Here is a 20236-nt window from a genome sequence, read left to right on the forward strand (position 1 = left end):
CCGATAAGACAGGTCAATGAGCGCGTCGCTCTGCTTCTTAGTCGGCTTCGAGCGCATGGACCGCTGCCACCCGCGCAATGCCGTTCGCACTTCGGCGGCGAGGTCCCCGATCTCCTTGGCCTCGTTGAGTGCGATACCCGATCCCCACCCGAATGCTGGTAGGAGGAAGTGGTGGATGCCACCGTTGAGGCCGGTGGCCAGGCGGTCATTCTCGGCGTCTTCGGCGAGCGAAGTCATGGGGACCCGAGGACCGGTCCACGGACGGCATCATCTCGTCCTTCTCGGTGGCCGAGAACCTCGTGCTCGACCTGTACGACACCGAGCCCTACGCCTCGGGCCTGGCGATGAGCCCGGCCGTGGTCCGCGAGAACGCGACCCGGCGGGCCGACGAGTTCGACATCCGGCTCACCTCCACGGCGGACCCGATCTCCACGCTCTCCGGCGGCAACCAGCAGAAGGTCGTCATCGCCCGCGAGATGTCCCGTCCGCTGCGGATCCTCATCGCGTCCCAGCCCACCCGCGGCCTGGACGTCGGCTCCATCGAGTTCATGCACCGGCGCATCGTCGAGGAACGCGACCGGGGCACCCCGTCATCATCGTCTCCACCGAGCTGGACGAGGTTCTCGCCCTCGCCGACCGCCATCGCCGTGATGTACCGCGGCCAGATCGTCGATCGTCGAAACGGGATGGACACGGCCGCGTACACGAGCACCAGTCCGGTGCGGGTGGATACCATGCCGATCGAGTCGAGCAGGTAGAAGATCGGCACGATCATCAGGAACACCGGCATCATCAGGCCGGAGACGAAGACCTGCTCGATCACGCCCATGAGGCGTGAGCGGCTGCGGGCCAGGGCGTAGGCGGCGAGCAGCGACACCGCCGTCGAGAGCGCCACGGAGCCCACGGTCACCACGATCGAGTTCCAGAAGTACGTGGAGAACGACGCCTCGATCCACGCCTCCTGGTACGCGGCCAGGCTCGGCTCGGCCGCAGCCCAGCTCGGAGACCAGCTCCTGGTCCGTGCGGAAGGAGTTCAGCACCATCGTCAGCAGCGGCAGGATCGCGACCGCGGCGTAGACCCACAGCAGGGTCGAGGTGAGGGCGGCCCGCACCCCGCCGGTGCGGCGCCGCGCCGTACTACCGGCCGGACGAGTCGGACGAGACGCTGCAGTACATGCTCGAGCGCCGCCGCGCGCTCGGCGGGTTCGTGCCCGAGCGCCTGACCGAGTCCAAGGCCCTCACGCTCCCTGACGCCAAGCCCTACGAGATTCTGGCCAAGGGCTCAGGGCACCAGGAGATCGCCACCACGATGGCCTTCGTCCGTCTCCTCAAGGAGCTGATGAAGGACAAGGAGATCGGCCGGCGGATCGTCCCGATCATCCCCGGACGAGGCGCGCACGTTCGGTCTGGACTCGATCTTCCCGACGGCGATCTTCAACATCCACGGCCAGAACTACACGGCCGTGGACCAGGAGCTCATGCTGAGCTACAAGGAGTCCGAGCAGGGGCAGATCCTGCACACCGGCATCAACGAGGCCGGGTCCGCCGCGGCCATGCAGGTGGTGGGCACCAGCTACGCCGTGCACGGCGAGCCGATGATCCCCGTCTACATCTTCTACTCGATGTTCGGCTTCCAGCGCACGGGCTAACCACCCAACGTCTCGTGGGTTCCTTCGGGAACCGGCGGGACCGCGCGTGGGACCCGATCCGGCAGTAAGCAAGCGTGTTAACAGGGGTGACGCAGACAGGTAGCCACCGCGTGCTTAATGGCAATGCACGTCTAAGGATGCAGGGCGGGGTGCAGGCAAATCCGCACCCCACGAAGCCTCAGGTCCGACAGTGACCCCGTATGGGGGAAGCAGGGTGATCCTATGCTGCCGAGAAAAGCCTCGACGCGAGGGACTAGCCGCCCGTACCCTAAACCGACTCAGGTGGTCAGGTAGAGAATACCAAGGCGATCGAGAGAATCGTGGTTAAGGAACTCGGCAAAATGCCCCCGTAACTTCGGGAGAAGGGGGGCCGTGAGGGGGTGAGGCCACTGACTGGCTAGCCCTTTCGGGCCGCAGAGACCAGGGAGAAGCGACTGTTTACTAAAAACACAGGTCCGTGCGAAGTCGCAAGACGATGTATACGGACTGACGCCTGCCCGGTGCTGGAAGGTTAAGAGGACGGGTCAGCCGCGAGGCGAAGCTCAGAATTTAAGCCCCAGTAAACGGTCAGGACGGAGGTGTGGCGTCGCAGGTGGTCGATCAGCTCGGACTCGAACCGGGCGACGTCCTGGACGTCGACGTCGTCGAGGTAGCCGTTGGTGCCGGCCCAGATCGACGCCACCTGGTCCTCGACGGGGTACGGGGTGTACTGCGGCTGCTTGAGCAGCTCCATGAGCCGCTGGCCCCGGGTGAGCTGCTGGCGCGTCGTCGGGTCCAGGTCGGACGCGAACATCGCGAAGGCCGCCATGGCCCGGTACTGGGCGAGCGTGATCTTCAGGGTGCCGGAGACCTTCTTCATCGCCTTGATCTGGGCGTCACCGCCGACGCGCGAGACGGAGATACCGACGACGGCGGGGCGCTGGTTGGCGTTGAAGAGGTCCGACTGCAGGAAGATCTGGCCGTCGGTGATGGAGATGACGTTGGTCGGGATGTAGGCCGAGACGTCGTTGGCCTTGGTCTCGATGAGGGGCAGGCCCGTCATCGAGGCGAGCGTCTCGGTGTCCGTGCCGGCCGGGAACTCGAGCCCGTACTTCGCGGCCGTCTCGAAGGAGGCGAGGGCGGCGCGGATGCGGATGCCCAGCAGCTCCACCCCGGCCACCGACACCATGATGTCGGCGTTGAGCACGAGCCCCTTGTCGAGCAGGGTCTCGATGACGTGCACCAGCGACCCGTCCCTGTCACGCTGCGGCTCGAGGGCTCCCCTCGCCCGCTGACCACGCTCATGCCCGGCCTCCTCTCTCCGGGTTCAGCCGCAAACGCTCAGCCGTCCTCGGTATGGCCGCGCGCGTACCTCGCACGCCGACGGTAGCTCATGAGCTCTCCGTCCTCGTCGAGCTCGATCTCGTACTCCGCCATGATGTCGGACGTGCTGGCACCCGCGGCGAGTTCTTCACGTGGTAGACGTTCCCGCGCCGGACGGCCAGAGTGTCGCCGCCCGTGCCGTCCCAGTCTCCGACGACGACCTCGTCGCCTGCCTTGCCGTAGTACACGACCCTGTCCGCAGGCCCACCGGAGATGCTGTTCTTGATGTGGTAGGCGTTGCCCCTGCGCACCGCGAACGTGTCGGTTCCGTCGCCGTCCCAGTCGCCCACCAGGATGACGTCGCCCGGCCTGCCGTAGGCGACGACCTTCTCGGCCTGCCCCCCACGCTGAGCGTTGCTGATGTAGAAGGTGTTGCCCGGCGCAGCGCGATGGTGTCCCTGTAGTCGCCGTTCCAGTCACCGATGAACACCTGGTCGGCGAACCGGCCGTAGGCGAAGACGTGGTTCGCCTGGACGACGAGTCGGCCGACGACGCGCACTGACCCTAGACCACCACAAAAGGAACGGACCCGAGGAGCAGGTATGGCTGAGCTCACCGCTGTGCTGGCCAGCACGCACCATCCCTTCTACTACAAGGCGACGACGTCTCCGCCCGACCAGCGTCCGCCTTACGCGGCGGAGTGGCAGCGCAAGGTCGAGGCCTACCGCGAGACGCTCACGGCCGCCGAGCCGGACGTGCTGGTGATGGTCGGTGCGGACCACTTCCACCAGTTCTTCCTGGACAACTACCCGCAGTTCCTCATCGGCAAGCAGGAGACCTACGACGCCACCTTCTACAACGAGGAGCGCGAGTTCGGCATCCCCGGTACGTCCTGAAGGGCGACAAGGAGCTGTCGGACTACATGCACCAGGCTCGTGGACCGGGACTCGACTTCTCCTTCAGCCACGAGCTCAAGATCGACCACTCGATCATCTGCCCGATCATCACGGTCCGCCCCGACGCGGACCTGCCGGTCGCCGCAGCACCTTCTCGACGTAGGACCCCACGCCTCGTGCATGGGCACGTCCCGGGCCTGCTGCTCCGAGACGAACCAGCGGTGCTCCAACACCTCGTGGAAGATCTCGGCGGGCTCGAGCTTGCGGCGCAGGTCCCGCGGAACGGCGTGGACGGTGGGGTTGAAGACCTCGTCGAGCCAGTCGTGCGCCACGATGGTCAGGTCGTCGTTCTGCCGGTCCGTCTCTGCGCGGTAGCTCTCGAGGTCGTTGAGCATGCGCCGCGCCTGGTTCTCCTGCACGTCCAGGCCGGTCAGCCGCATGATCTGCCGGTGGTAGTGCCCGGCGTCGACCTTGGGCTGGATCGAGACGGTGGTGCCGTCCACGTCGGTGGTGATGGTGAGCTCGCCGACGTCGAAGCCGAGGTCGTTGAGGCGGTTGATGCGCTCGGTCACCCGCTGGCGCTCGGTGGAGCCGAAGGACTCCTCGCGCGCAGCTCCGCCCACAGCGACTCGTAGCGGTCGACGATCTGGTTGCCGACCTCGACCACGTCGACGTCCTCGTCCAGCATCTCGCCGGCCTGGAGGTCCATGAGCACGGCTATCTGCACGTCGCGTGGAGCCACCACAACAGCCCGCTGCGCTACGCACGCTCGGTGGCGCCCGGCTCTCTGGAGCTGGGCCGCGAACGGTCCATGATCAGTCCGTACGACCAGGAGAGCGTGGTGACCTACCCGGAGTTCTTCCGTCTCCCGGACGGTGACCTGTTCTTCCTCTACCGTGACGGTGCCTCCGGGAACGGCAACGTGGTGCTCAACCGCTACGACCACGAGGAGGCGCGGTGGGCACGGGTTCACGACAACCTCATCGACGGACAGGACACGCGCTCCGCGTACTGGCAGGCCGCCGTGGACTCCCAGGGCCGCCTGCACCTGAGCTGGACGTGGCGCGAGACCCCGACGCAGGACGAACCACAACATTCTCTACGCCCGGTCCGTCGACTCGTCCGGCGAGACCTTCGAGAGGTCCGACGGCTCGTCGTACCAGCTGCCGATCACGTACCACACCCCGGAGAACAGCCGCAGCGCCGAGGTCGCCGCCGTGGTGCCACAGGGCAGCTCGCTGATGAACCAGACGTCGATGACGGTCGACGACGCTGGATGGGCGCCACGCGTGCACTGGCGCTGCGCCTGACCCGGGCCGAGGCCAGTGACCGACGGATGTGGCTGTGGCTCGCGTCCGGTATCGCGACTACGTGACCTGGCGCTGGGACGGCGAGAACGGGGTGGCCGAGCACCGCTGGACCGGCCCCGACAACAAGCACGCGCTCGCTCGTCTGTGGTGGGGCGGCGAGCTCTTTCGGGACCGCGCCAACTACGAGTCAGTGGTTCGTGCGTTCGTGCTCCAGGATCTTCCGAATTCCTATCTCCATCGTCGCCTCGTACGCTGCAGACCGCTTGCATTAGCCCTCGTCGACCTTGCTACGCAGAACACCGATAGCTTCGGGGCAGCGGCGAGCTGGGGTCAACGACCTTGCGCGGGGTCAATCTCGCTACGGCTGCCTCGCCACCCAGAGGCCGAACTCGGATACCCCACGGACGACATTGGCGGATATCTCGCCTGGGGCGGGTACTTCCCCAAGGGCACCGACCTGTCGGTCCACGGCCCCGAACGCCTCGACGAGGTCGCCGCCCTCCTCAACGGCCGCCCCCGCATGACCCTGGACTGGCGCACCCCGGCCGAGGCTCTCGAGGCGCTACTCTCCACCCACCAACAAGCCGGTGCTGCAACCACCCCTTGAGACCGCCACGTCTCGCGGAGGAAATGACATCTCGCCGGGGGGTGGGGTCGGAGACGCGGCGGGCGGGCGGCGCCGAGGGGAAAGAGGAACGGTGAGGATCCGGTGCCGCAGGGGCACCAGGTCCTCACCGTTGCGTCCGGCGCGGCGGCGACTGCGCCGGCGCCGGGAGGTGACGACGTCAGGCCAGGCGGGCCTGCAGGTTCTCGTCGAGGGTGGCGAGGAAGTCCTCGGTGGTCTGCCACTCCTGGTCCTTGCCCACCAGCAGGGCGAGGTCCTTGGTCATCCTGCCGGACTCGACCGACTTGATGACGACGCCTCGAGCGTCTCCGCGAAGCCGGTGACCTCGGGCGTGCCGTCGAGCTTGCCACGGTGCTTGAGGCCGCCGGTCGGGTGCCGGCGGCCTCGTCCATGCCCTTCGTCTGGACCATCAACCCGACCCGCGGCTGCCTGCACCGGTGCACCTACTGCTTCGCCCGGCGCACCCACGAGTACCTCGACCTCGACTCCGGCAAGGACTTCGACACCCAGATCGTCGTCAAGACGAACGCGTGGACGTGCTCCGCAAGGAGCTCGGCGCGGGCCGTCCTGGAGGCGCGAGCACGTCGCCCTCGGCACCAACTCGGACCCCTACATGCGCCGCCGAGGCCGTTACCGGCTGAGTGCCCGGCATCATCACGGCCCTGGCCGAGTCCGGAACCCTCGCGCTGAAGGAGCGCGCCGCGAACGCCGTGCGACGCGAGCTCAAGGAAGAGTTCGGCGACCTGCGCGTGGAGGTTAAGGGCCGCAAGCGGTCGGTCCTGATCCGATTCAACGAGCCGATGCGCCAGGGTTGGGACGACTTCACCGCCGACATTATCGTCGCCCTGGACCACCCCTCCGGCAGCGGGCTGTACATCCCCAAGGACAGCACCTGGGACAGGTCGGACCGAGGAGCACACCGATCTCGTCCTGGCGGCGATCAAGCGCACCGAGGTCACCTTCGCCCGCGTGGTGCGCCTCCTCAAGCACTGGCTGCGCCAGTTCGAGGATGCACCGCTGTGCTCCTGGCACGTCAACGCGGCGCGCATCTGCTCCACCGCGGAGAGGTCCCCGGTCAGCGCGGCGACGGCGGCCCGCTGGGAGACGTTGGCGACGTTGGAGGTCAGGTGCGACTGCAGGTTGGTGGCGGCCTTGACGACGTCCTTCGGGCCGATCATCCAGCCCACCCGCCAGCCGGTCATTGCGTACGTCTTGGCGACGCCGTTGAGCACGATCGAGGTGTCGACGAGCTCGGGGAGAGCTCTGGATCGGCGTGAAGACCGTGTCGTCGTAGACGAGGTGCTCGTAGATCTCGTCGTGATCACCCACACGCCGTGCTCCACGGCCCAACGGCCGATGGCTTCGGTCTGCTCAGGGGAGTAGACCGAACCCGTCGGGTTCGACGGCGAGCAGAACAGCAGGGCCTTGGTGCGCTCCGTGCGGGGGCGGCCTGGTACTTCAGCAGGATCGCGGCGGCGAGGAGGACGAACCAGACCACCTCGAGGGCGTAGTCGGCACCCATGCGCAGCCACGTGCACAGCCGCTCGTGCACCGTGGGGCTCAGACCGAGGGTGTTGTCCAGAATGTTCACCCGCAGCAGCGAGGTGAAGACGGTGGTCGTGGACACCGTGACCAGGAGGCACCAGGGCACAGCGAACCGATGACGAAGTAGGACTGCGCGAAGAGCCAGTACGCGAAGCCGAACCCGATGAGGTAGACCACCTGGGCGGAGTTCATGAACCAGCGCGGGAACCGCACGCCCCCCAGGGACGCCACGGCGAGCGTGATCACCACGGGCTCGGCGACGAGGCCGAGGAAGGCGTTCGGGAAGCCGAGGACGCTCGCCTGCCACGCCTGGGCGACGGTCCCGCAGGAGATCGCGGAGTTGATGTTGCAGGCGAGCGCCACGTCGGGGTCCGCGGCCAGGCGCACGGCGTCGATCGAGAGGACGAGGGACGCGACCAGGCTGAGCAGCGAGGAGGCCAGCATGACGACGAAGGCGTGCCCCACGAAGGCCTGACCTCGCGGCCTGCCGTTCCCGTTCCGAGCACCTGCCACCTTCTTACGAGGAGCCAGACATGACCGACGTACCGGGCATCACCATCCGCGAACTCACGAGCTCTGACCTCGACGGCGCCCGAGCGGTCATGTTCCGCTCCGTGGCCGAGGACTTCGGCTCCGAGTACGACCCGGCGATCCACTCTGACATCGACGACCTCATCGGCTGGTACGTCACGCCAGACGGACCGTTCATGCTCGTCGTGGTCGACGACGCCACGGGCCAAATCGTCGCTACCGGCGGGATGCGCGGCGGCGCTCAGAGGGGGCTGAGCCCCGAGCATCTCGTCAGTCGGTACCGCGACGGACGCACCGGCCAGATCGTCCGGGTCTACACCTTGCGGGAGCACCGGCGCGGGAATGAGCTCCAGCGCCACGGTCGAGGCGTACGAGCGGCTCAAGGAGCTCGTCGTCACGAACCGCCTGCCGCCAGGTGCAGAACTGCGGGAGGTGAGCCTCGCCGAACAGATCGGGCTCGGCCGAACGCCCATCCGTCAGGCGCTCCAGCGACTGGTGCACGAGGGCTTCGTCGAGGTGCGGCCGCGAGTGGGGGTACCGCGTCCGCCAGCTGACGCTCGGCAGCGTCAGGGATCTGTTCGAGATGCGGCTGATCCTCGAGCCGGCGGCCGTTCAGCTCGCGATCGAGCGCGGCTCGGCGGACGACCTTCGCAACCTCGGAGCTGGCCCGGACCACCTACACGCCCGGGGACCAGCGGAGCTATGAGAAGTTCCTGATCGACAACCGTGAGCTGCACGTCCGGATCGCGCAGGTCTCCGGGAACGAGCGCCTGGCAGGATCCCTGCGCAACCTGCTGGAGGAGATGCAGCGCCTGTACTTCGTCTCTTTCGGGTCGCAGGCTGCCGTCGGCGAGCAGCTCCACGAGCACCACGGACCCCGAAGTTCGCCGTGCGCGCCTACACCCGCTGCCAGCGCTGCGGGCGCCCGCACTCGGTGTACCGCAAGTTCGGGCTGTGCCGCATCTGCCTGCGCGAGATGGCCCTTGCCGGCCAGCTCCCCGGTGTGACCAAGTCCAGCTGGTAACGACTACGTCGTAGGTCCCGCGAGGAAACCACGATGAGGAAGGGCTGAGGCCCGATGACTATGACCGACCCCATCGCAGACATGCTGACCCGTCTGCGCAACGCCAACTCGGCGTACCACGAGGCGGTGTCCATGCCGTACTCGAAGCTCAAGGCGAGCATCGCCGACATCCTGAAGGCCGAGGCTACATCGCCGGCTGGAGCGAGGACGCCGAGGTGGGCAAGAAGCTGACCCTGGACCTGAAGTACGGCCCGAACCGTGAGCGCTCGCCGCCCGGGTGCCCACGGTGGATCTCTCGGCCCGCGCGTCCTCCGGCGGGAGCGGCGGCGCCGGCGAGCAGCGCTCCCCGGAGTCGTAGGTCACGCCGGCGGCGGTGGTCCGTGTCCGAAGCACCGCCGCAAATGCGTTAGGCTTTCAGCGTTCCCAGTACGCCGTCCCCCGTCGGACGTGCCCGGGGAACCCACACGTGCCCGACCCGAGCCACCAGGGGGACACACTGTCTGCCGCATCGATGCTGACGTCCAGCACCTCCGCCGTCGTGCTCGCCGCCGAGGAGGGAAGCGGGTTCCACGGCCCCAGCCTCACGGACTTCTTCCCGCCGGCCGCTCTTCGAGGGGACGATCTTCGAGTTCAACCGGATCACGCTGGTGCGGCTCATCGCGACCGCGATGCTCATCCTCTTCTTCTGGCTCGCGACCCGGAAGCTCCAGCTCGTCTGGCACCGCCGGGAGTCCTGCGGCGGGCACTTCCGTGCCGAGTCGCAGACCGAGGACGGCGAGGCCCTGCGTCACGACGACGAGTTCGCCTACGTCGCCGCGTGGGAGTGGGGCGGACCGACGGGGCGCCGGTCCTGCACAAGGAAGAGCTGAACTACGAGTACGTCGAGATGAAGCAGCGGAGCTACAAGTGAAGATCACCCTCAAAGTCATGCGCCAGGCCGGCCCGCACGCCGAGCCGCGCCTGGTGGCCTACGAGCTTCTGGGTGTCACGGAGGACATGTCGTTCCTGGAGATGCTCGACGTCCTCAACGAGGAGCTCACCGCGCGCGGCGAGGACCCCGTGGCGTTCGACTCGGACTGCCGCGAGGGCATCTGCGGCATGTGCGGCATCATGATCAACGGCCAGGCCCACGGCCCGGAGCGCACCACCACGTGCCAGCTGCACATGCGCTCGGCATGAGCGTGCAGACGCAGCAGCCGGCTGCACCGATGGCCGGGGTCAACGCCCGGAAATCCATCGCCGAACGCGTGCGCGACGGCGTCCGCGCCCAGGCGATGCAGATCGTCCTCGTGTGGCTCGCGATAATCATCATCTTCAGCGCCCTGAGCCCAGAGGCATTCCTTGACCCGGTGAACTTCCGGAACATCGCGATCAGCGTCTCGATCCTCGCAGTGCTTGGCGTCGGTACGACATTCATCATCATCACCGGCGGGATCGACCTGTCGATGGGCTCGGTGCTGGTGTTCAGCGGCGTCGTCTCGTCCATGGTGATGGAGCGGCTCGGCGACGGGCAGGGCTGGGGGAGTTGCCGTCATGGGGATCGCGGTCCTGGCGTCCGGCCTGGGATGGGGACTGCTCAACGGATTCCTCGTCGCCAAGGCGAAGGTGCCCCCGATGATCGTCACCCTGGGAACCTTCGGAGCAGCACTTGGGCTCTCCCAGGTGCTCACCGGCGGCATCGTCGACGTCTTCGCCCAGCGGATCCTGGCCTGGCACGCCCAGCGCACAAAGGTCACCGACCTGGTCATGGTCCCGCTGCGCATGGCGATCTGGCAGCGCGACCGCGAGGAGCGGCCCGTCGCCCGCGGGCAGCTGATCCACCACTCCGACGCGGGCAGCCAGTACACCTCGATCCGGCTGACCGAGCACCTGGCCGTGGAGGACATCGCACCCTCGATCGGCACCGTCGGCGACGCCTACGACAACGCCCTGATGGAGTCGATCATCGGCCTGTACAAGACCGAGTGCATCGCCACCACCGTCTTCCACGACGGGGCGTACAAGACCCTCGCCGGACGTCGAGTTCGCCGACCCTCCCAGGCCCTCCCGCGCCGGTGCGCAAGCCCGCGCGCCCTCGCCTGTACGCCGTCGACGGGCTGCGGTTTCTCGCGGCCCTGGCCGTCGTGCTGTACCACTTCGCCGCGCGGTGGTCCCAGGTGTGGGGCGAGGAGCCCGGGAGGGTCTTCCCGGAGATCGGCCCGGTCCTCATCTACGGCGTGCTCGGCCCGGAGCTGTTCTTCGTCATCTCCGGCTTCGCGATCCTCATGACCGCGTGGGGGGCGCGACGTCCCGCACGTCGCGTCGCGCGTGGCCCGCCTGTACCCGTCGTACTGGATCGCGGTGATCGCGACGTCGGTGCTGCTGCTCTGGATCTGGCCGAGAGGCAAGGAGATCAGCGTGGGGGGAGGCGCTGGTCAACCTCACGATGTTCCAGGAGGCCTTCGGGGTCCGGCACGTCGACGGCGTCTACTGGACGCTGTGGACGGAGCTTCGGTTCTACGGCCTCATGGTGCTGTTCGTGGCGTGGGGCATCACCCGGCGCCGCCTGCTGTGGGCGTGCGCGGTGTGGCCGCTGCCTCCCGCCCCGATGAACAACACCTACGCTTCGCCATGGGACCCGACGCCGCGGCCGAGCTGGGCATCACCTCCGTTCTCCCAGATCGGCGACCTGCCTGTCGAGGAGCGAACCTTCTGCGTGGAGAGCGAGTTCCGCAGCCGGGACGACGGCCTGGAGCCGCTGCTCGAGCACTACGGCATCCCGCTCGACTCCCCGACGGCGTGCCCAGCGACAACATCCGGGTCATGGACACCGGCGCCATCTACGCCGCCACCGCCAGCGGCGCCTGCAACTTCGGCGAGATCTTCACGACGGACGGGCGCATCCTCGCCCTCGACCTCACCGTGCTGGAGGACGACCAGGCGTACTTCCCGTCCTACAACGTCGCGGCCTACCTGAACACCGACCTCGTCGAGGAGTTCCCGCGGATCACCGAGGTGTTCGAGCAGGTCTCGCCGCTGCTGACCGACGAGCTCCTCATCGAGCTCAACGCCCGGGTCGACGGAGGCGGGTGTTCCGCTCCTCCAAGTTCGGCAACATCGCCGGCTCGATCATCCGGTCCGGCCTCATCCGCCGCAACGCCAGCGCCCGCCTCGTGCGCGACGGTGTCGTGGTGGCGGACAAGCTCACCATCGAGTCCCTGCGACGCGAGAAGGACGACGTCACCGAGGTCCGCGAGGGCTTCGAGTGCGGTATCGGCCTCGGGTACCGGGACATCCAGGAGGGCGACGTCATCGAGACGTTCGAGATGCGCGAGAAGCCGCGCGCTGACGCTCGACCCGAGCGCCGCTGGTACGAACGTGCCCGCGGGGCCGCTCGCTCCCACCCATCATCAGGAGGACCCCCCATGGCTGACGCGCCCCGCGCCCGCCGGCTCGCCGAGCGGATCCAGCAGATCGTCGCGCGCATGCTCGACACCCGGATCAAGGACCCCCCGCCTGGGGTTCGTCACCGGCGGGGTCCGGGTGGTCGACAACGGCCGCGGCATCCCGGTCGACCTGCACCCCACCGAGGGCAAGCCGGCGGTCGAGGTCGTGCTCACCGTCCTGCACGCGGGCGGCAAGTTCGGCGGGGGCGGGTACGCCGTCTCCGGCGGGCTGCACGGCGTTGGCGTCTCCGTGGTCAACGCCCTGTCGCACCGTCTCCAGGTGGAGGTCAAGCGCAGGCTTCGCCTGGCGGATGGGCTTCGTCGACGGGGTCCCCACCGGCCCCCTCGTCAAGGGCGATCCCACCGAGGACACCGGCACCACGGTGACCTTCTGGGCCAACGGCGACATCTTCGAGACCACCGAGTACAGCTTCGAGACCCTGCGGGCGCGGTTCCAGCAGATGGCGTTCCTCAACAAGGGGCTGGCGCATCACCCTCACCGACGAGCGCTCGGGCGCACCGACTCCGGCGACGAGATCACGGGTGACGACGGCGCGCACGACGACGCCCGGACCGGCGACGAAGGTCATGCCCTCCTCCTCGAGCGTCGCGCGGTACTCCTCCAGGTTGGTGACGGTGCGCTCGGTGTACGTCTTGCCGACCTCGTCCGCCGCCGAGCGGATGATCTCCTGGTCCTCCTCGGAGAACTCGGCCAGGGCGTCGCCCCACGCGAGGAAGGGTAGTTGGCGTACATGTGCTCCGTGAGGGTGACGTGCGACTGCACCTCGTACAGGGCGTTGAACGCCGCCACGTCGAGCGGGTTCTCCTGGCCGTCGATGACGCCCTGCTCGAGCGCGGAGTAGACCTCGTCCCACGGCATGGCCTCGGCGCGCGCGCCGAGCGTCTGCCACGTCTCGACCATCGTCTGGGTCGAGGGGGTCCGGATGGTCAGACCCTCGAGGTCCTCCAGCGACGTGACCTCGCTGTTGGTCGTGAGGTTCCGGGAGCCGCGGAACATGTTCCCCAGGAGCTCGAAGCCGGTCTCCTCGGTGATGGCGCCCTTGATCTCCTCGCCGAGCTCGCCGTCCCACACCTCGAAGAACTGCTCGTCGGACTCGTACAGGAACGGGGGCCGTCTCGACGGAGGCGAGCTCGGTGTAGGACTCGAGGGAGAGGATCGACTCGATCACGAGGTCGCGGGCTTCGTGGGCGGCAAGCTGGTCCACCGCCACCACGGCCGGACGATGATCACGCCGATGCTGCTGGCGATCCTGGCGATCGGCAGCGCCGACCTGCTCTTCGCCGTGGACTCCATCCCGGCCATCTTCGGCCTCACCAAGGAGCCGTACCTCTCTTCGCCGCGAACGCGTTCTCTCTCCTCGCCTGCGTCAGCTGTACTTCCTCATCGACGGCCTGCTCGACAAGCTCGTCTACCTGCACTACGGCCTCGCGGCCATCCTGGGCTTCATCGGCCTCAAGCTGGTGGTCCACGCGCTCCACGAGAACGAGCTGTCCTTCATCAACGGCGGCGAGCACTGGACGGCCATCCCCGAGCCCTCGATCCTCGTCTCGCTCGCGTGGATCGTCGGCGTGCTCCTCGTCACCGTGGTCGCGAGCCTGCGCAAGAACAAGAGGGACGCCAGGCTCGCGCCGCGGAGGAGTACATCCGCAGCCGCGGCGAGTCGGACGTCGACCGGTGCGCTTCGGAAACGTCCTCGGCTCCCGCGGCTCGATGCTGCACACCTTCCGCCAGCAGATCGACATGGGCGGGCCGATCACGGTCACTCACCCCGAGATCACACGTTACTTCATGACCATCCCGGAGCCTCCGAACTGGTGATTCAGGCCGCCGCCATTGGGCGAGACGCTGAAGTCCTCGTGCTCGACATGGGGGAACCCGTCAAGATCCTGGATGTCGCCAAGCGACTCATCACCCACTCCGGCAAGGACATCGAGATCGTCTTCACAGGTCTCCGGCCCAACGAGAAGATGCATGAAGAGCTGTTCAGTGTGGACGAGGAGGGCGCCGCCCGCTTCCACCCGCTCATCTCGCACGTGACTGTTCCGCCCGTCTCTCCCGAGTCGCTCAGGACCTCCACGAGCAAGGGCCCGCTACACCCCGGAGTTCCTCAACTCCGTGATCGCCGACCCGAACTTCGAGGTCGTCCACCACGGGACCTACCACACGTGCGTCTACACGCCCTACGTCGAGAAGTACGGCTCCTCCGCCTCCGAGTTCGACTGCGGCATGGACGTCTCGCGCGCCTTCAACCTCCTCAGGGTCGGCCAGCAGGCCATGACGGACACCGTCGACCTCGACCGGGCGAGCCACCAGCTCACCGGGTTCATCCCGCCGACGGACGCCTACGACGACGCAGCCGGGCAGCCATGCAGGCCGTCGGCTACAGCTGGGTCTCCTCCGCCTGGTACGCGGAGCCCGGCCGGGAGGACTTCGCCTACGTCGACGACACCGGAATGGTGCACATCCCGTGGTCGCAGATCGCGTGCGGCAACGGCGCGGCGGTCGTGGACCAACTGCCAGGCCCCCCCTCACGCAGGGGATCGGCGCCCACAGCGGCGTCGACTGCGACGTCGCGGAGCTGTGCGCCCCGACCAAGGACCACTCGTCGATGACCGACTCGCCGTCGACGAAGACGCGGATGCCGTCGTCGGCCCGGGCGGAGAACTCATAGGTGCCGGCGCCCTCGAAGGAGGTTGTCCAGCGGGCCGAGAACCGGTTGGCGTTCACACCGGTCGCGGGAGAGCCCGCGTTCCAGTCGAAGTTCATGCTGTCGACGCACTCGACGATGACGGCGTCGCCGGAGAGCGAAGTGCCGTTGAAGTACTCCGCCGACCATTGACCCGCGGCACAGACCCCGGGCTCGGTGGTGACGGGGATCTCGACCGAGACGGCGTTCGACGGCGCCGAGGCGCCCTCGTCGTTCGTGGCCACGAGGTAGTGGTAGGTCGTGCCGGCCTGAAGGTCGGTCGTGTCGAGGTACTCGGTGGACGCGACGGTGGCGTGCGGCTCGCCCTCGGCGGATGACGACGGCGACGGCGGAGCGAGCGGGACGTGAGCATGCGCTTCGCCCTGGTCGAGGCACCGACGCGCGGCTCCGCGTGACCCATCGGGTCGGGCACGGTCCGGACGGGACTCTCGACGGCGACCGCCGGGTTGGCGGGGGGTGGTTCCGCTCATGCTCCGCGCACCTCCCGGTTCTTGATCATCTGCCGGACGTGAAGACGACGATCGGGATGACGAGCAGGAAGATCATCACGGCCAGCGCGGACCCGGTGCCGTTGTTGCCGAACGTGAACGACTGGTCGTACATCATGTTCGCCAGCACCTGGGTGTCGAACCGCGCGGTCATGGCCCGCGGGATGTCGAAGATCTTCAGCGTGGCGATCACGGACGTCGCTGAGCCGGATCCTGCCGCCGAGGATCTGCGCCACCGGCGGCAGCAGGAGGAACCGCATGCCGCCCTGCTCGACGAGGTCGGCGATCTCTCGCACCGTTGCCGTGCTTGCCGACGAAATGGCGAGGATGACCGTCGTGACGTCGTGCTCGTGCGCGACCTTGACCAACTTCTTGCGACCACCGAGCACGGGCACCCCGAGGAGGGTGAGGTTCCGCTTCCTCTTGTCGTCGTCGATGAGGCCGACGACACGGTAGGGCGACGACGAGTCGACCTTGATGAGGCGCAGCAGCTGGTAGCCGGCGTCGCCGGCCCGTAGATCAGTGCGTTCTCGGCGTCGCTTGATTCCTGACGAGAGCGGACGTTCCATGCTCGGTACAGCCACCGTCCGGCGGCCATGAACAGCAGCGCCATCGGCGGCACCAGGAGGGCAAGACCGCGCGGGAAGCTCGAAGCCGCGGACGACGAGGGTGCGGGTAGGTGATCCGCGTGGCCGCGCGGGCGGTGGCGGCGACCATGTCCACCGGCTCGTTGTAGGTGGTGATGAAGACGTCGGCGCTCAGGCCGGGGGGCGGCGGGCGGCTCGCCGCGACGCTTGATCCGCCACACGGTCAGGCCGAAGAGGTAGGCGTCGATAAGGGCGTACGTCTCGGCCAGGACGAGGGGGACGGCGATCCACCAGTTCGGCCAGTTGACCGAGAACAGCCACCGCCAGCGACGTAGACCGTGCCGCTGGTGAGGGTGAGCAGGACGAGGACACGGATGACCAGCTGCCGCATCATGCGTCGACCCGTCGCAGGGCGAGGACGGTCAGGTCGTCCTCGGGTTCGACGGTCGACGCGTATCTCGTGAACTCCTCGACGAGGTCGACGACCGTGGACGAGTTCACGGAGACCTCCGCCGCCACGGCGCGGGCCTCGTCCTCCGTCGCGACGGTCCAGGAAGCCGTCGCGGCGTGTCTGCCACGATCCCCGCCCGGCGCGTGCCTACTCTGCCCGGAGGCCAGTGGTAATCCCTCCCACTGTCGAGACTGGCCGCCCTGCACCTGTGATCAGATTCGAGAACGTCTCCAAGGTCTACGCGCGCGGCGCCCGCCCCGCGCTGGACCAGGTCAGCCTGGAGATCGAGCGCGGCGAGTTCGTCTTCCTCGTCGGCGCCTCGGGCTCCGGCAAGTCCACCTTCCTCAACCTCGTCCTGCGCCAGGAGCGCGACGTCGGGCCAGATCTACGCCCTGGGCAAGGACCTCACCCAGGTATCCCGGTGGAAGGTCCCTCACCTGCGCCGGCAGATCGGCACCGTCTTCCAGGACTTCCGCCTGCTGACCAACAAGACGGTCTTCGAGAACGTCGCGATCGCCCCGCAGGTCATCGGCAAGCCGCGCCACCACATCCTCAGCGCCGTGCCCGAGGTGCTCGAGCTGGTCGGGGTCGATGACGGAGCCGTTCTCCGCGTGGCCCATGATCATCGCACCGGTGTCCGCGGCGCGCTGCATCGCCTTGAGGATCTGGCCGTCGCCGGACAGGAAGACGCCCTTGTAGGCGGTGAAGAGCTTGAAGGAGGTGACGCCCTCGTCCATCAGCTCGTTCATGGCCGTGAGGGTGGAGTCCTGCACGTCCGAGAGGATCTGGTGGAACCCGTAGTCGATCGCGCAGCTGCCGCGGGCCTCGTGCCAGGCCTGGTACTGCTCCACCGGGTGCTGCCCGGGGTACTGGACCGAGTCGACGATCGTCGTGGTGCCTCCCCACGCTGCCGCCGTCGTCCCGGACTCGAAGGCTCCAGATGGTCGATCACGATGACCCGCCCGGCGCCCATCAGCCAGGCCGACCGGGCGGCGTACAGGCCCACGGGGCCTGCGCCGAAGACCACCACGGTGTCGCCCTCCACGATGTCGCCGAGCTGCGCGCCGAAGTAGCCCGTCGCGAGCGCGTCGGTGAGCAGGACGGCGTCCTCGTCGTCCAGCCAGTCGGGGGATGAGCGTCGGACCGACGTCGGCGAAGGGCACGCGGACGAACTCCGCCTGCCCGCCGTCGTAGCCGCCGCACGTGTGGGAGTAGCCGTAGATCCCGCCCACGGCGGTGGCGTGGGGGTTGACGTTGTGGCAGTTGGAGTACAGGCCCCGGGCGAGAAGAAGCACGAGCCGCAGTAGACGTGAAGGGGACCATGACCCGGTCACCGGGCCTGAGGTTCTGCACCGACGGGCCCACCTCGTGGACGACGCCGATGAACTCGTGCCCGAACGTCGTCCCCACGCGGGTGTCGGGCATCATGCCGTGGTAGAGGTGCAGGTCGGAGCCGCAGATGGCGGCCAGCTGCACGCGGACGACCGCGTCGTTGGGGTGCTCGACTCGACCACGTGGACGGTGGACGGAAAGGACGAGTGGTTCCTCGCCTGCCTGCGGACCTGGTTGGAGACCGGCACCCTCGAGCACGACACCTCCCACGTGCGTGACCTGCCCGCCCTGCCCGAGACGGAGGAGGTCCGGCTGGGCCGCGCCCTCGCGGAGCAGCTGCGTACCGAGAAGGCGATCATGGGTGTCTTCGACGAGGGCTGCATGGGCATGTACAACGCCATCATCGACGACGAGCTGCTCAATCCCCTCGGCATCTACAAGGAGCGCCTCTCGCAGTCCGAGCTGTGGGCGCAGATGCAGACGGTCCCCGACGACGAGGCGCGTGCGGTGGGGGAGTGGCTCACCGACGCGGGCATGACGTTCCGGTTCGGCTCCGACCCCGACACCGAGCTCACCGAGGACCAGGTGATGTGGCAGTACAAGATGTACGTCGCCGCTGGCGACGCGTCGTCCGAGTCATCGGTGGACAATTGAGGAGTGGCGCCTCTGCTCGGACGCCTCTAGATGCGCTGGTGCATGAAGGCTGATCTAGTCTTGGGTTGCGCTCGGGTCATGGCTTGTAACTACGCCAAATCGCTCACTATTCGGCGCCCGATGTTCAGCTCTCTTTTACTCGGCTCGACGCGCACTCGAAGGTAGCCGAGAGTTCGGGTAAGTGGCCGACTAGGGGGCGACTCGCCGAGATCGAGATACTCGCGGCCGCGCTGCCCCTGTCGGCCGTAAGGTTTCGGACGGCTAGCGCCTGTAGCCGACGAGCTAGGTCACCGAGACGCCGGGACCGCTGGGCGACGCCTTCTTCGAGCTGGGGCCGTCCGACTAGTCGGAGTCCCGTAGGCCGGTCAGCGCGTTGTCCCGGCGAATCGTACCGGCGGGCGCTCGATATGCGCGTGGTCCCACGGATCGACAGCCGCTACTGCACCCCAACTGCCGACGAGCACGCCCGCGGCCACGATGAACGCCAGCTGCACGAGGAACAGCAGCGGGATGACCGCCAGTGCGCTGAACGTCGCTGCCAGCACCAGTCCCGCCGACGTGATCACGCCCCCGGTCACGGCCAGGCCACGTTCCACTCCCCTGCGGGTGCCGTGCTGCAGGGACTCCTCGCGCACGCGGGTCATGAGGAAGATCGAGTAGTCGATGCCCAGGGCGACGAGGAAGACGAACCCGTAGAGGGGCACGGTCGCGTCTGCGCCGGGGAAGCCGAGCACGTGGTTGAACACCACCGCGCTCAGCCCCATGGTTGCCCCGAACGAGAGGAGGTTGGCGGCGAGCAGCACCAGCGGCGCGACGATCGAGCCGTTCATCAAGCCGGTGGCCTACTCGGCAGCGAAATCCGGCATCTACAACCTCACCCGGTACTGCGCCACATACTGGGGCCGCGACGGGATCCGGGTGAACACCCTGACCCCCTCCGGCGTGGCTCGGGACACCCAGGACGAGACCTTCCAGGCGAACTACACCGCCCGCATGCCGATCGGCCGAATGGCGGACGCGGACGAGTACAACGGCGCAGCCATCTTCCTTGCGGCTGACGCTTCGCGGTACATGACGGGGGCGAACCTTGTCGTCGACGGCGGCTGGACTGCCTGGTGAACGCAACCGTGCCCGACCTGCGGCGCATATTCTCTGCGCTCGTCACCCGATGCGCCCGGACGAGTCCATCGATCACGACGTGCTCGGCGCCTGGTCGAGCATCAGCTAAGTCGAGGCGTGGAGGGCTTCTACTGCTGCGGCTCCTCCGGGGAGGCACTGCTGCTCTCGCTCGAGGACTCCATGGCCGACGTCGTCGCCTGGCACTTCGCCCGCGCGAGCATCGACATGACGTCGCCGAGCGGCCTCGTCTCGAACGGGACGCCGACGCGTCCCGCAGGTCAGAACCTGCCGCGCATCTTCGGCCACAAAGATGTCAGCACGACGAGCTGCCCCGGCCTTTTCTACGGCGACCTCGGCCAGCTCTCGGCCAGCGTGAACGCTCGGATGCCCCAGCTCTTCCACCTCAACAACGCGTGGGGCCCGGTGGCCGACGCACCTTCCGCTACGGCGACCGCGGCGCGACGCTCGTCGGGGACGTGGACGGCGACGGCGGCGGTGGACACCGTCGCCACCCGCGCGAAACACCTTCCACATCAGGAACTCCAACTCCTACGGCCCGGCGGACCGGG

The 20236-nt window shown here is 67.8% G+C and carries 12 protein-coding genes, 26 pseudogenes and 1 other annotated feature; of the genes and pseudogenes, 23 read left to right on the plus strand and 15 right to left on the minus strand.

Annotated elements, in window-relative coordinates; all coding sequences use genetic code 11:
- Positions 1-239 precede the first annotated feature (239 nt).
- Positions 240-758: pseudogene (locus tag DA06_RS25700) on the plus strand (heme ABC transporter ATP-binding protein); the annotation flags it as partial.
- Between the two features lie 681 nt (positions 759-1439).
- Positions 1440-1586: pseudogene (locus DA06_RS25705) on the plus strand (hypothetical protein); the annotation flags it as partial.
- A gap of 1 nt (position 1587) precedes the next feature.
- Positions 1588-2273, plus strand: a sequence feature (23S ribosomal RNA rRNA prediction is too short).
- A gap of 10 nt (positions 2274-2283) precedes the next feature.
- Here DA06_RS25705 and gvpJ read toward each other — a convergent pair.
- The 3 genes and pseudogenes from gvpJ to DA06_RS25720 form a co-directional block, all read right to left on the minus strand.
- A pseudogene (gene gvpJ / locus DA06_RS25710) lies at positions 2284-2871 on the minus strand (gas vesicle protein GvpJ); the annotation flags it as partial.
- 98 nt (positions 2872-2969) lie between these two features.
- On the minus strand, positions 2970-3050 hold the full coding sequence (gene gvpO / locus DA06_RS25715; RefSeq protein ID WP_418608236.1) for a gas vesicle protein GvpO: 81 nt from the start codon (positions 3048-3050) through the stop codon (positions 2970-2972).
- Positions 3020-3301 carry a hypothetical protein gene (locus DA06_RS25720; RefSeq protein WP_418606417.1) on the minus strand — a complete coding sequence of 94 codons (282 nt, stop codon included), beginning with the start codon at positions 3299-3301 and terminating at the stop codon, positions 3020-3022. Before DA06_RS25720 ends, gvpO begins: the two co-directional genes overlap by 31 nt.
- 252 nt (positions 3302-3553) lie before the next feature.
- On the opposite strand from DA06_RS25720, the gene DA06_RS25725 reads away from it, so the two are divergent.
- Complete coding sequence (locus tag DA06_RS25725; protein WP_418606418.1) at positions 3554-3847, plus strand: hypothetical protein; 294 nt, start codon at positions 3554-3556, stop codon at positions 3845-3847.
- A 144-nt stretch (positions 3848-3991) separates the two neighbouring features.
- Here DA06_RS25725 and DA06_RS25730 read toward each other — a convergent pair.
- Positions 3992-4568 (minus strand): annotated as a pseudogene (locus DA06_RS25730) (DUF4032 domain-containing protein); the annotation flags it as partial.
- Between the two features lie 33 nt (positions 4569-4601).
- On the opposite strand from DA06_RS25730, the pseudogene DA06_RS25735 reads away from it, so the two are divergent.
- The 3 pseudogenes from DA06_RS25735 to DA06_RS25745 all read left to right on the plus strand — a co-directional run.
- Positions 4602-5157, plus strand: a pseudogene (locus DA06_RS25735) (BNR-4 repeat-containing protein).
- 91 nt (positions 5158-5248) lie between these two features.
- Positions 5249-5404, plus strand: a pseudogene (locus DA06_RS25740) (hypothetical protein); the annotation flags it as partial.
- A gap of 189 nt (positions 5405-5593) precedes the next feature.
- Positions 5594-5764 (plus strand): annotated as a pseudogene (locus DA06_RS25745) (IS30 family transposase); the annotation flags it as partial.
- Positions 5765-5942: 178 nt separating this feature from the next.
- Here the strand turns inward: DA06_RS25745 and DA06_RS25750 are convergent.
- Positions 5943-6145 (minus strand): annotated as a pseudogene (locus tag DA06_RS25750) (NADP-dependent isocitrate dehydrogenase); the annotation flags it as partial.
- Here DA06_RS25750 and DA06_RS25755 point away from each other — a divergent pair.
- A pseudogene (locus DA06_RS25755) lies at positions 6143-6507 on the plus strand (radical SAM protein); the annotation flags it as partial. The pseudogenes DA06_RS25750 and DA06_RS25755 sit on opposite strands and share 3 nt — an antisense overlap.
- 369 nt (positions 6508-6876) lie before the next feature.
- Here DA06_RS25755 and DA06_RS25760 read toward each other — a convergent pair.
- The 3 genes and pseudogenes from DA06_RS25760 to DA06_RS25770 all read right to left on the minus strand — a co-directional run.
- A pseudogene (locus DA06_RS25760) lies at positions 6877-7203 on the minus strand (aminotransferase class I/II-fold pyridoxal phosphate-dependent enzyme); the annotation flags it as partial.
- Positions 7104-7409, minus strand: a complete 306-nt coding sequence (locus DA06_RS25765) for a hypothetical protein (RefSeq protein ID WP_418608431.1) — start codon at positions 7407-7409, stop codon at positions 7104-7106. The gene DA06_RS25765 and the pseudogene DA06_RS25760, both read right to left, overlap by 100 nt.
- Complete coding sequence (locus DA06_RS25770) at positions 7370-7840, minus strand: vitamin K epoxide reductase family protein (RefSeq protein WP_418606420.1); 471 nt, start codon at positions 7838-7840, stop codon at positions 7370-7372. Before DA06_RS25770 ends, DA06_RS25765 begins: the two co-directional genes overlap by 40 nt.
- 360 nt (positions 7841-8200) lie before the next feature.
- On the opposite strand from DA06_RS25770, the pseudogene DA06_RS25775 reads away from it, so the two are divergent.
- From DA06_RS25775 to DA06_RS25825, 11 genes and pseudogenes are all read left to right on the plus strand, one after another.
- Positions 8201-8335 (plus strand): annotated as a pseudogene (locus DA06_RS25775) (GntR family transcriptional regulator); the annotation flags it as partial.
- 106 nt (positions 8336-8441) lie between these two features.
- Positions 8442-8564: a hypothetical protein gene (locus DA06_RS25780; RefSeq protein ID WP_418606421.1), complete on the plus strand. Its 123-nt coding sequence runs from the start codon at positions 8442-8444 to the stop codon at positions 8562-8564.
- 37 nt (positions 8565-8601) lie between these two features.
- Positions 8602-8670: pseudogene (locus DA06_RS25785) on the plus strand (hypothetical protein); the annotation flags it as partial.
- Between the two features lie 50 nt (positions 8671-8720).
- Positions 8721-8882, plus strand: a pseudogene (locus DA06_RS25790) (type Z 30S ribosomal protein S14); the annotation flags it as partial.
- 54 nt (positions 8883-8936) lie between these two features.
- Positions 8937-9184 (plus strand): annotated as a pseudogene (rpsH, locus tag DA06_RS25795) (30S ribosomal protein S8); the annotation flags it as partial.
- A gap of 417 nt (positions 9185-9601) precedes the next feature.
- A pseudogene (locus DA06_RS25800) lies at positions 9602-9792 on the plus strand (hypothetical protein); the annotation flags it as partial.
- A pseudogene (locus tag DA06_RS25805) lies at positions 9789-10055 on the plus strand (2Fe-2S iron-sulfur cluster-binding protein); the annotation flags it as partial. The pseudogenes DA06_RS25800 and DA06_RS25805, both read left to right, overlap by 4 nt.
- Positions 10056-10685: 630 nt before the next feature.
- Positions 10686-10853, plus strand: a pseudogene (locus DA06_RS25810) (IS3 family transposase); the annotation flags it as partial.
- Positions 10854-11684: 831 nt separating this feature from the next.
- Positions 11685-11891, plus strand: a pseudogene (locus tag DA06_RS25815) (glycine betaine ABC transporter substrate-binding protein); the annotation flags it as partial.
- A gap of 53 nt (positions 11892-11944) precedes the next feature.
- Positions 11945-12205, plus strand: a pseudogene (locus DA06_RS25820) (hypothetical protein); the annotation flags it as partial.
- Positions 12206-12392: 187 nt separating this feature from the next.
- Positions 12393-12817, plus strand: a pseudogene (locus DA06_RS25825) (ATP-binding protein); the annotation flags it as partial.
- 76 nt (positions 12818-12893) lie between these two features.
- Here the strand turns inward: DA06_RS25825 and DA06_RS25830 are convergent.
- Complete coding sequence (locus DA06_RS25830) at positions 12894-13430, minus strand: TRAP transporter substrate-binding protein (RefSeq protein WP_418608237.1); 537 nt, start codon at positions 13428-13430, stop codon at positions 12894-12896.
- 85 nt (positions 13431-13515) lie between these two features.
- Here DA06_RS25830 and DA06_RS25835 point away from each other — a divergent pair.
- A pseudogene (locus DA06_RS25835) lies at positions 13516-13942 on the plus strand (TerC family protein); the annotation flags it as partial.
- Positions 13943-14003: 61 nt separating this feature from the next.
- A pseudogene (locus DA06_RS25840) lies at positions 14004-14395 on the plus strand (polysaccharide biosynthesis protein); the annotation flags it as partial.
- Here DA06_RS25840 and DA06_RS25845 read toward each other — a convergent pair.
- The 3 genes and pseudogenes from DA06_RS25845 to DA06_RS25855 form a co-directional block, all read right to left on the minus strand.
- Entirely contained in the window at positions 14394-15506 is a 1113-nt protein-coding gene (locus DA06_RS25845) for a PA14 domain-containing protein (protein ID WP_418608238.1), read from the minus strand. The pseudogene DA06_RS25840 and the gene DA06_RS25845 sit on opposite strands and share 2 nt — an antisense overlap.
- 25 nt (positions 15507-15531) lie before the next feature.
- On the minus strand, positions 15532-15717 hold the full coding sequence (locus DA06_RS25850; protein WP_418608433.1) for a hypothetical protein: 186 nt from the start codon (positions 15715-15717) through the stop codon (positions 15532-15534).
- Between the two features lie 109 nt (positions 15718-15826).
- Positions 15827-16093, minus strand: a pseudogene (locus tag DA06_RS25855) (nucleoside-diphosphate sugar epimerase/dehydratase); the annotation flags it as partial.
- Between the two features lie 677 nt (positions 16094-16770).
- Here DA06_RS25855 and DA06_RS25860 point away from each other — a divergent pair.
- Positions 16771-17152: pseudogene (locus DA06_RS25860) on the plus strand (cell division ATP-binding protein FtsE); the annotation flags it as partial.
- Between the two features lie 344 nt (positions 17153-17496).
- Here the strand turns inward: DA06_RS25860 and DA06_RS25865 are convergent.
- Positions 17497-18071 (minus strand): annotated as a pseudogene (locus DA06_RS25865) (alcohol dehydrogenase catalytic domain-containing protein); the annotation flags it as partial.
- On the opposite strand from DA06_RS25865, the gene DA06_RS25870 reads away from it, so the two are divergent.
- Complete coding sequence (locus DA06_RS25870) at positions 18003-18548, plus strand: hypothetical protein (protein ID WP_418608435.1); 546 nt, start codon at positions 18003-18005, stop codon at positions 18546-18548. The pseudogene DA06_RS25865 and the gene DA06_RS25870 overlap by 69 nt on opposite strands.
- 365 nt (positions 18549-18913) lie before the next feature.
- Here DA06_RS25870 and DA06_RS25875 read toward each other — a convergent pair.
- Positions 18914-19369 (minus strand): annotated as a pseudogene (locus DA06_RS25875) (MMPL family transporter); the annotation flags it as partial.
- On the opposite strand from DA06_RS25875, the gene DA06_RS25880 reads away from it, so the two are divergent.
- Positions 19311-19667 (plus strand): SDR family oxidoreductase, encoded by a 357-nt coding sequence (locus DA06_RS25880; protein ID WP_418606422.1) that lies wholly within the window; start codon positions 19311-19313, stop codon positions 19665-19667. The pseudogene DA06_RS25875 and the gene DA06_RS25880 sit on opposite strands and share 59 nt — an antisense overlap.
- Positions 19668-20008: 341 nt before the next feature.
- Here the strand turns inward: DA06_RS25880 and DA06_RS25885 are convergent, their stop codons facing one another.
- Positions 20009-20179: a hypothetical protein gene (locus DA06_RS25885; RefSeq protein WP_418606423.1), complete on the minus strand. Its 171-nt coding sequence runs from the start codon at positions 20177-20179 to the stop codon at positions 20009-20011.
- Positions 20180-20236 lie beyond the last annotated feature (57 nt).

This window comes from Georgenia sp. SUBG003 (assembly GCF_000715355.2).
In the GTDB taxonomy this organism is placed as follows: Bacteria; Actinomycetota; Actinomycetes; order Actinomycetales; family Actinomycetaceae; genus Georgenia.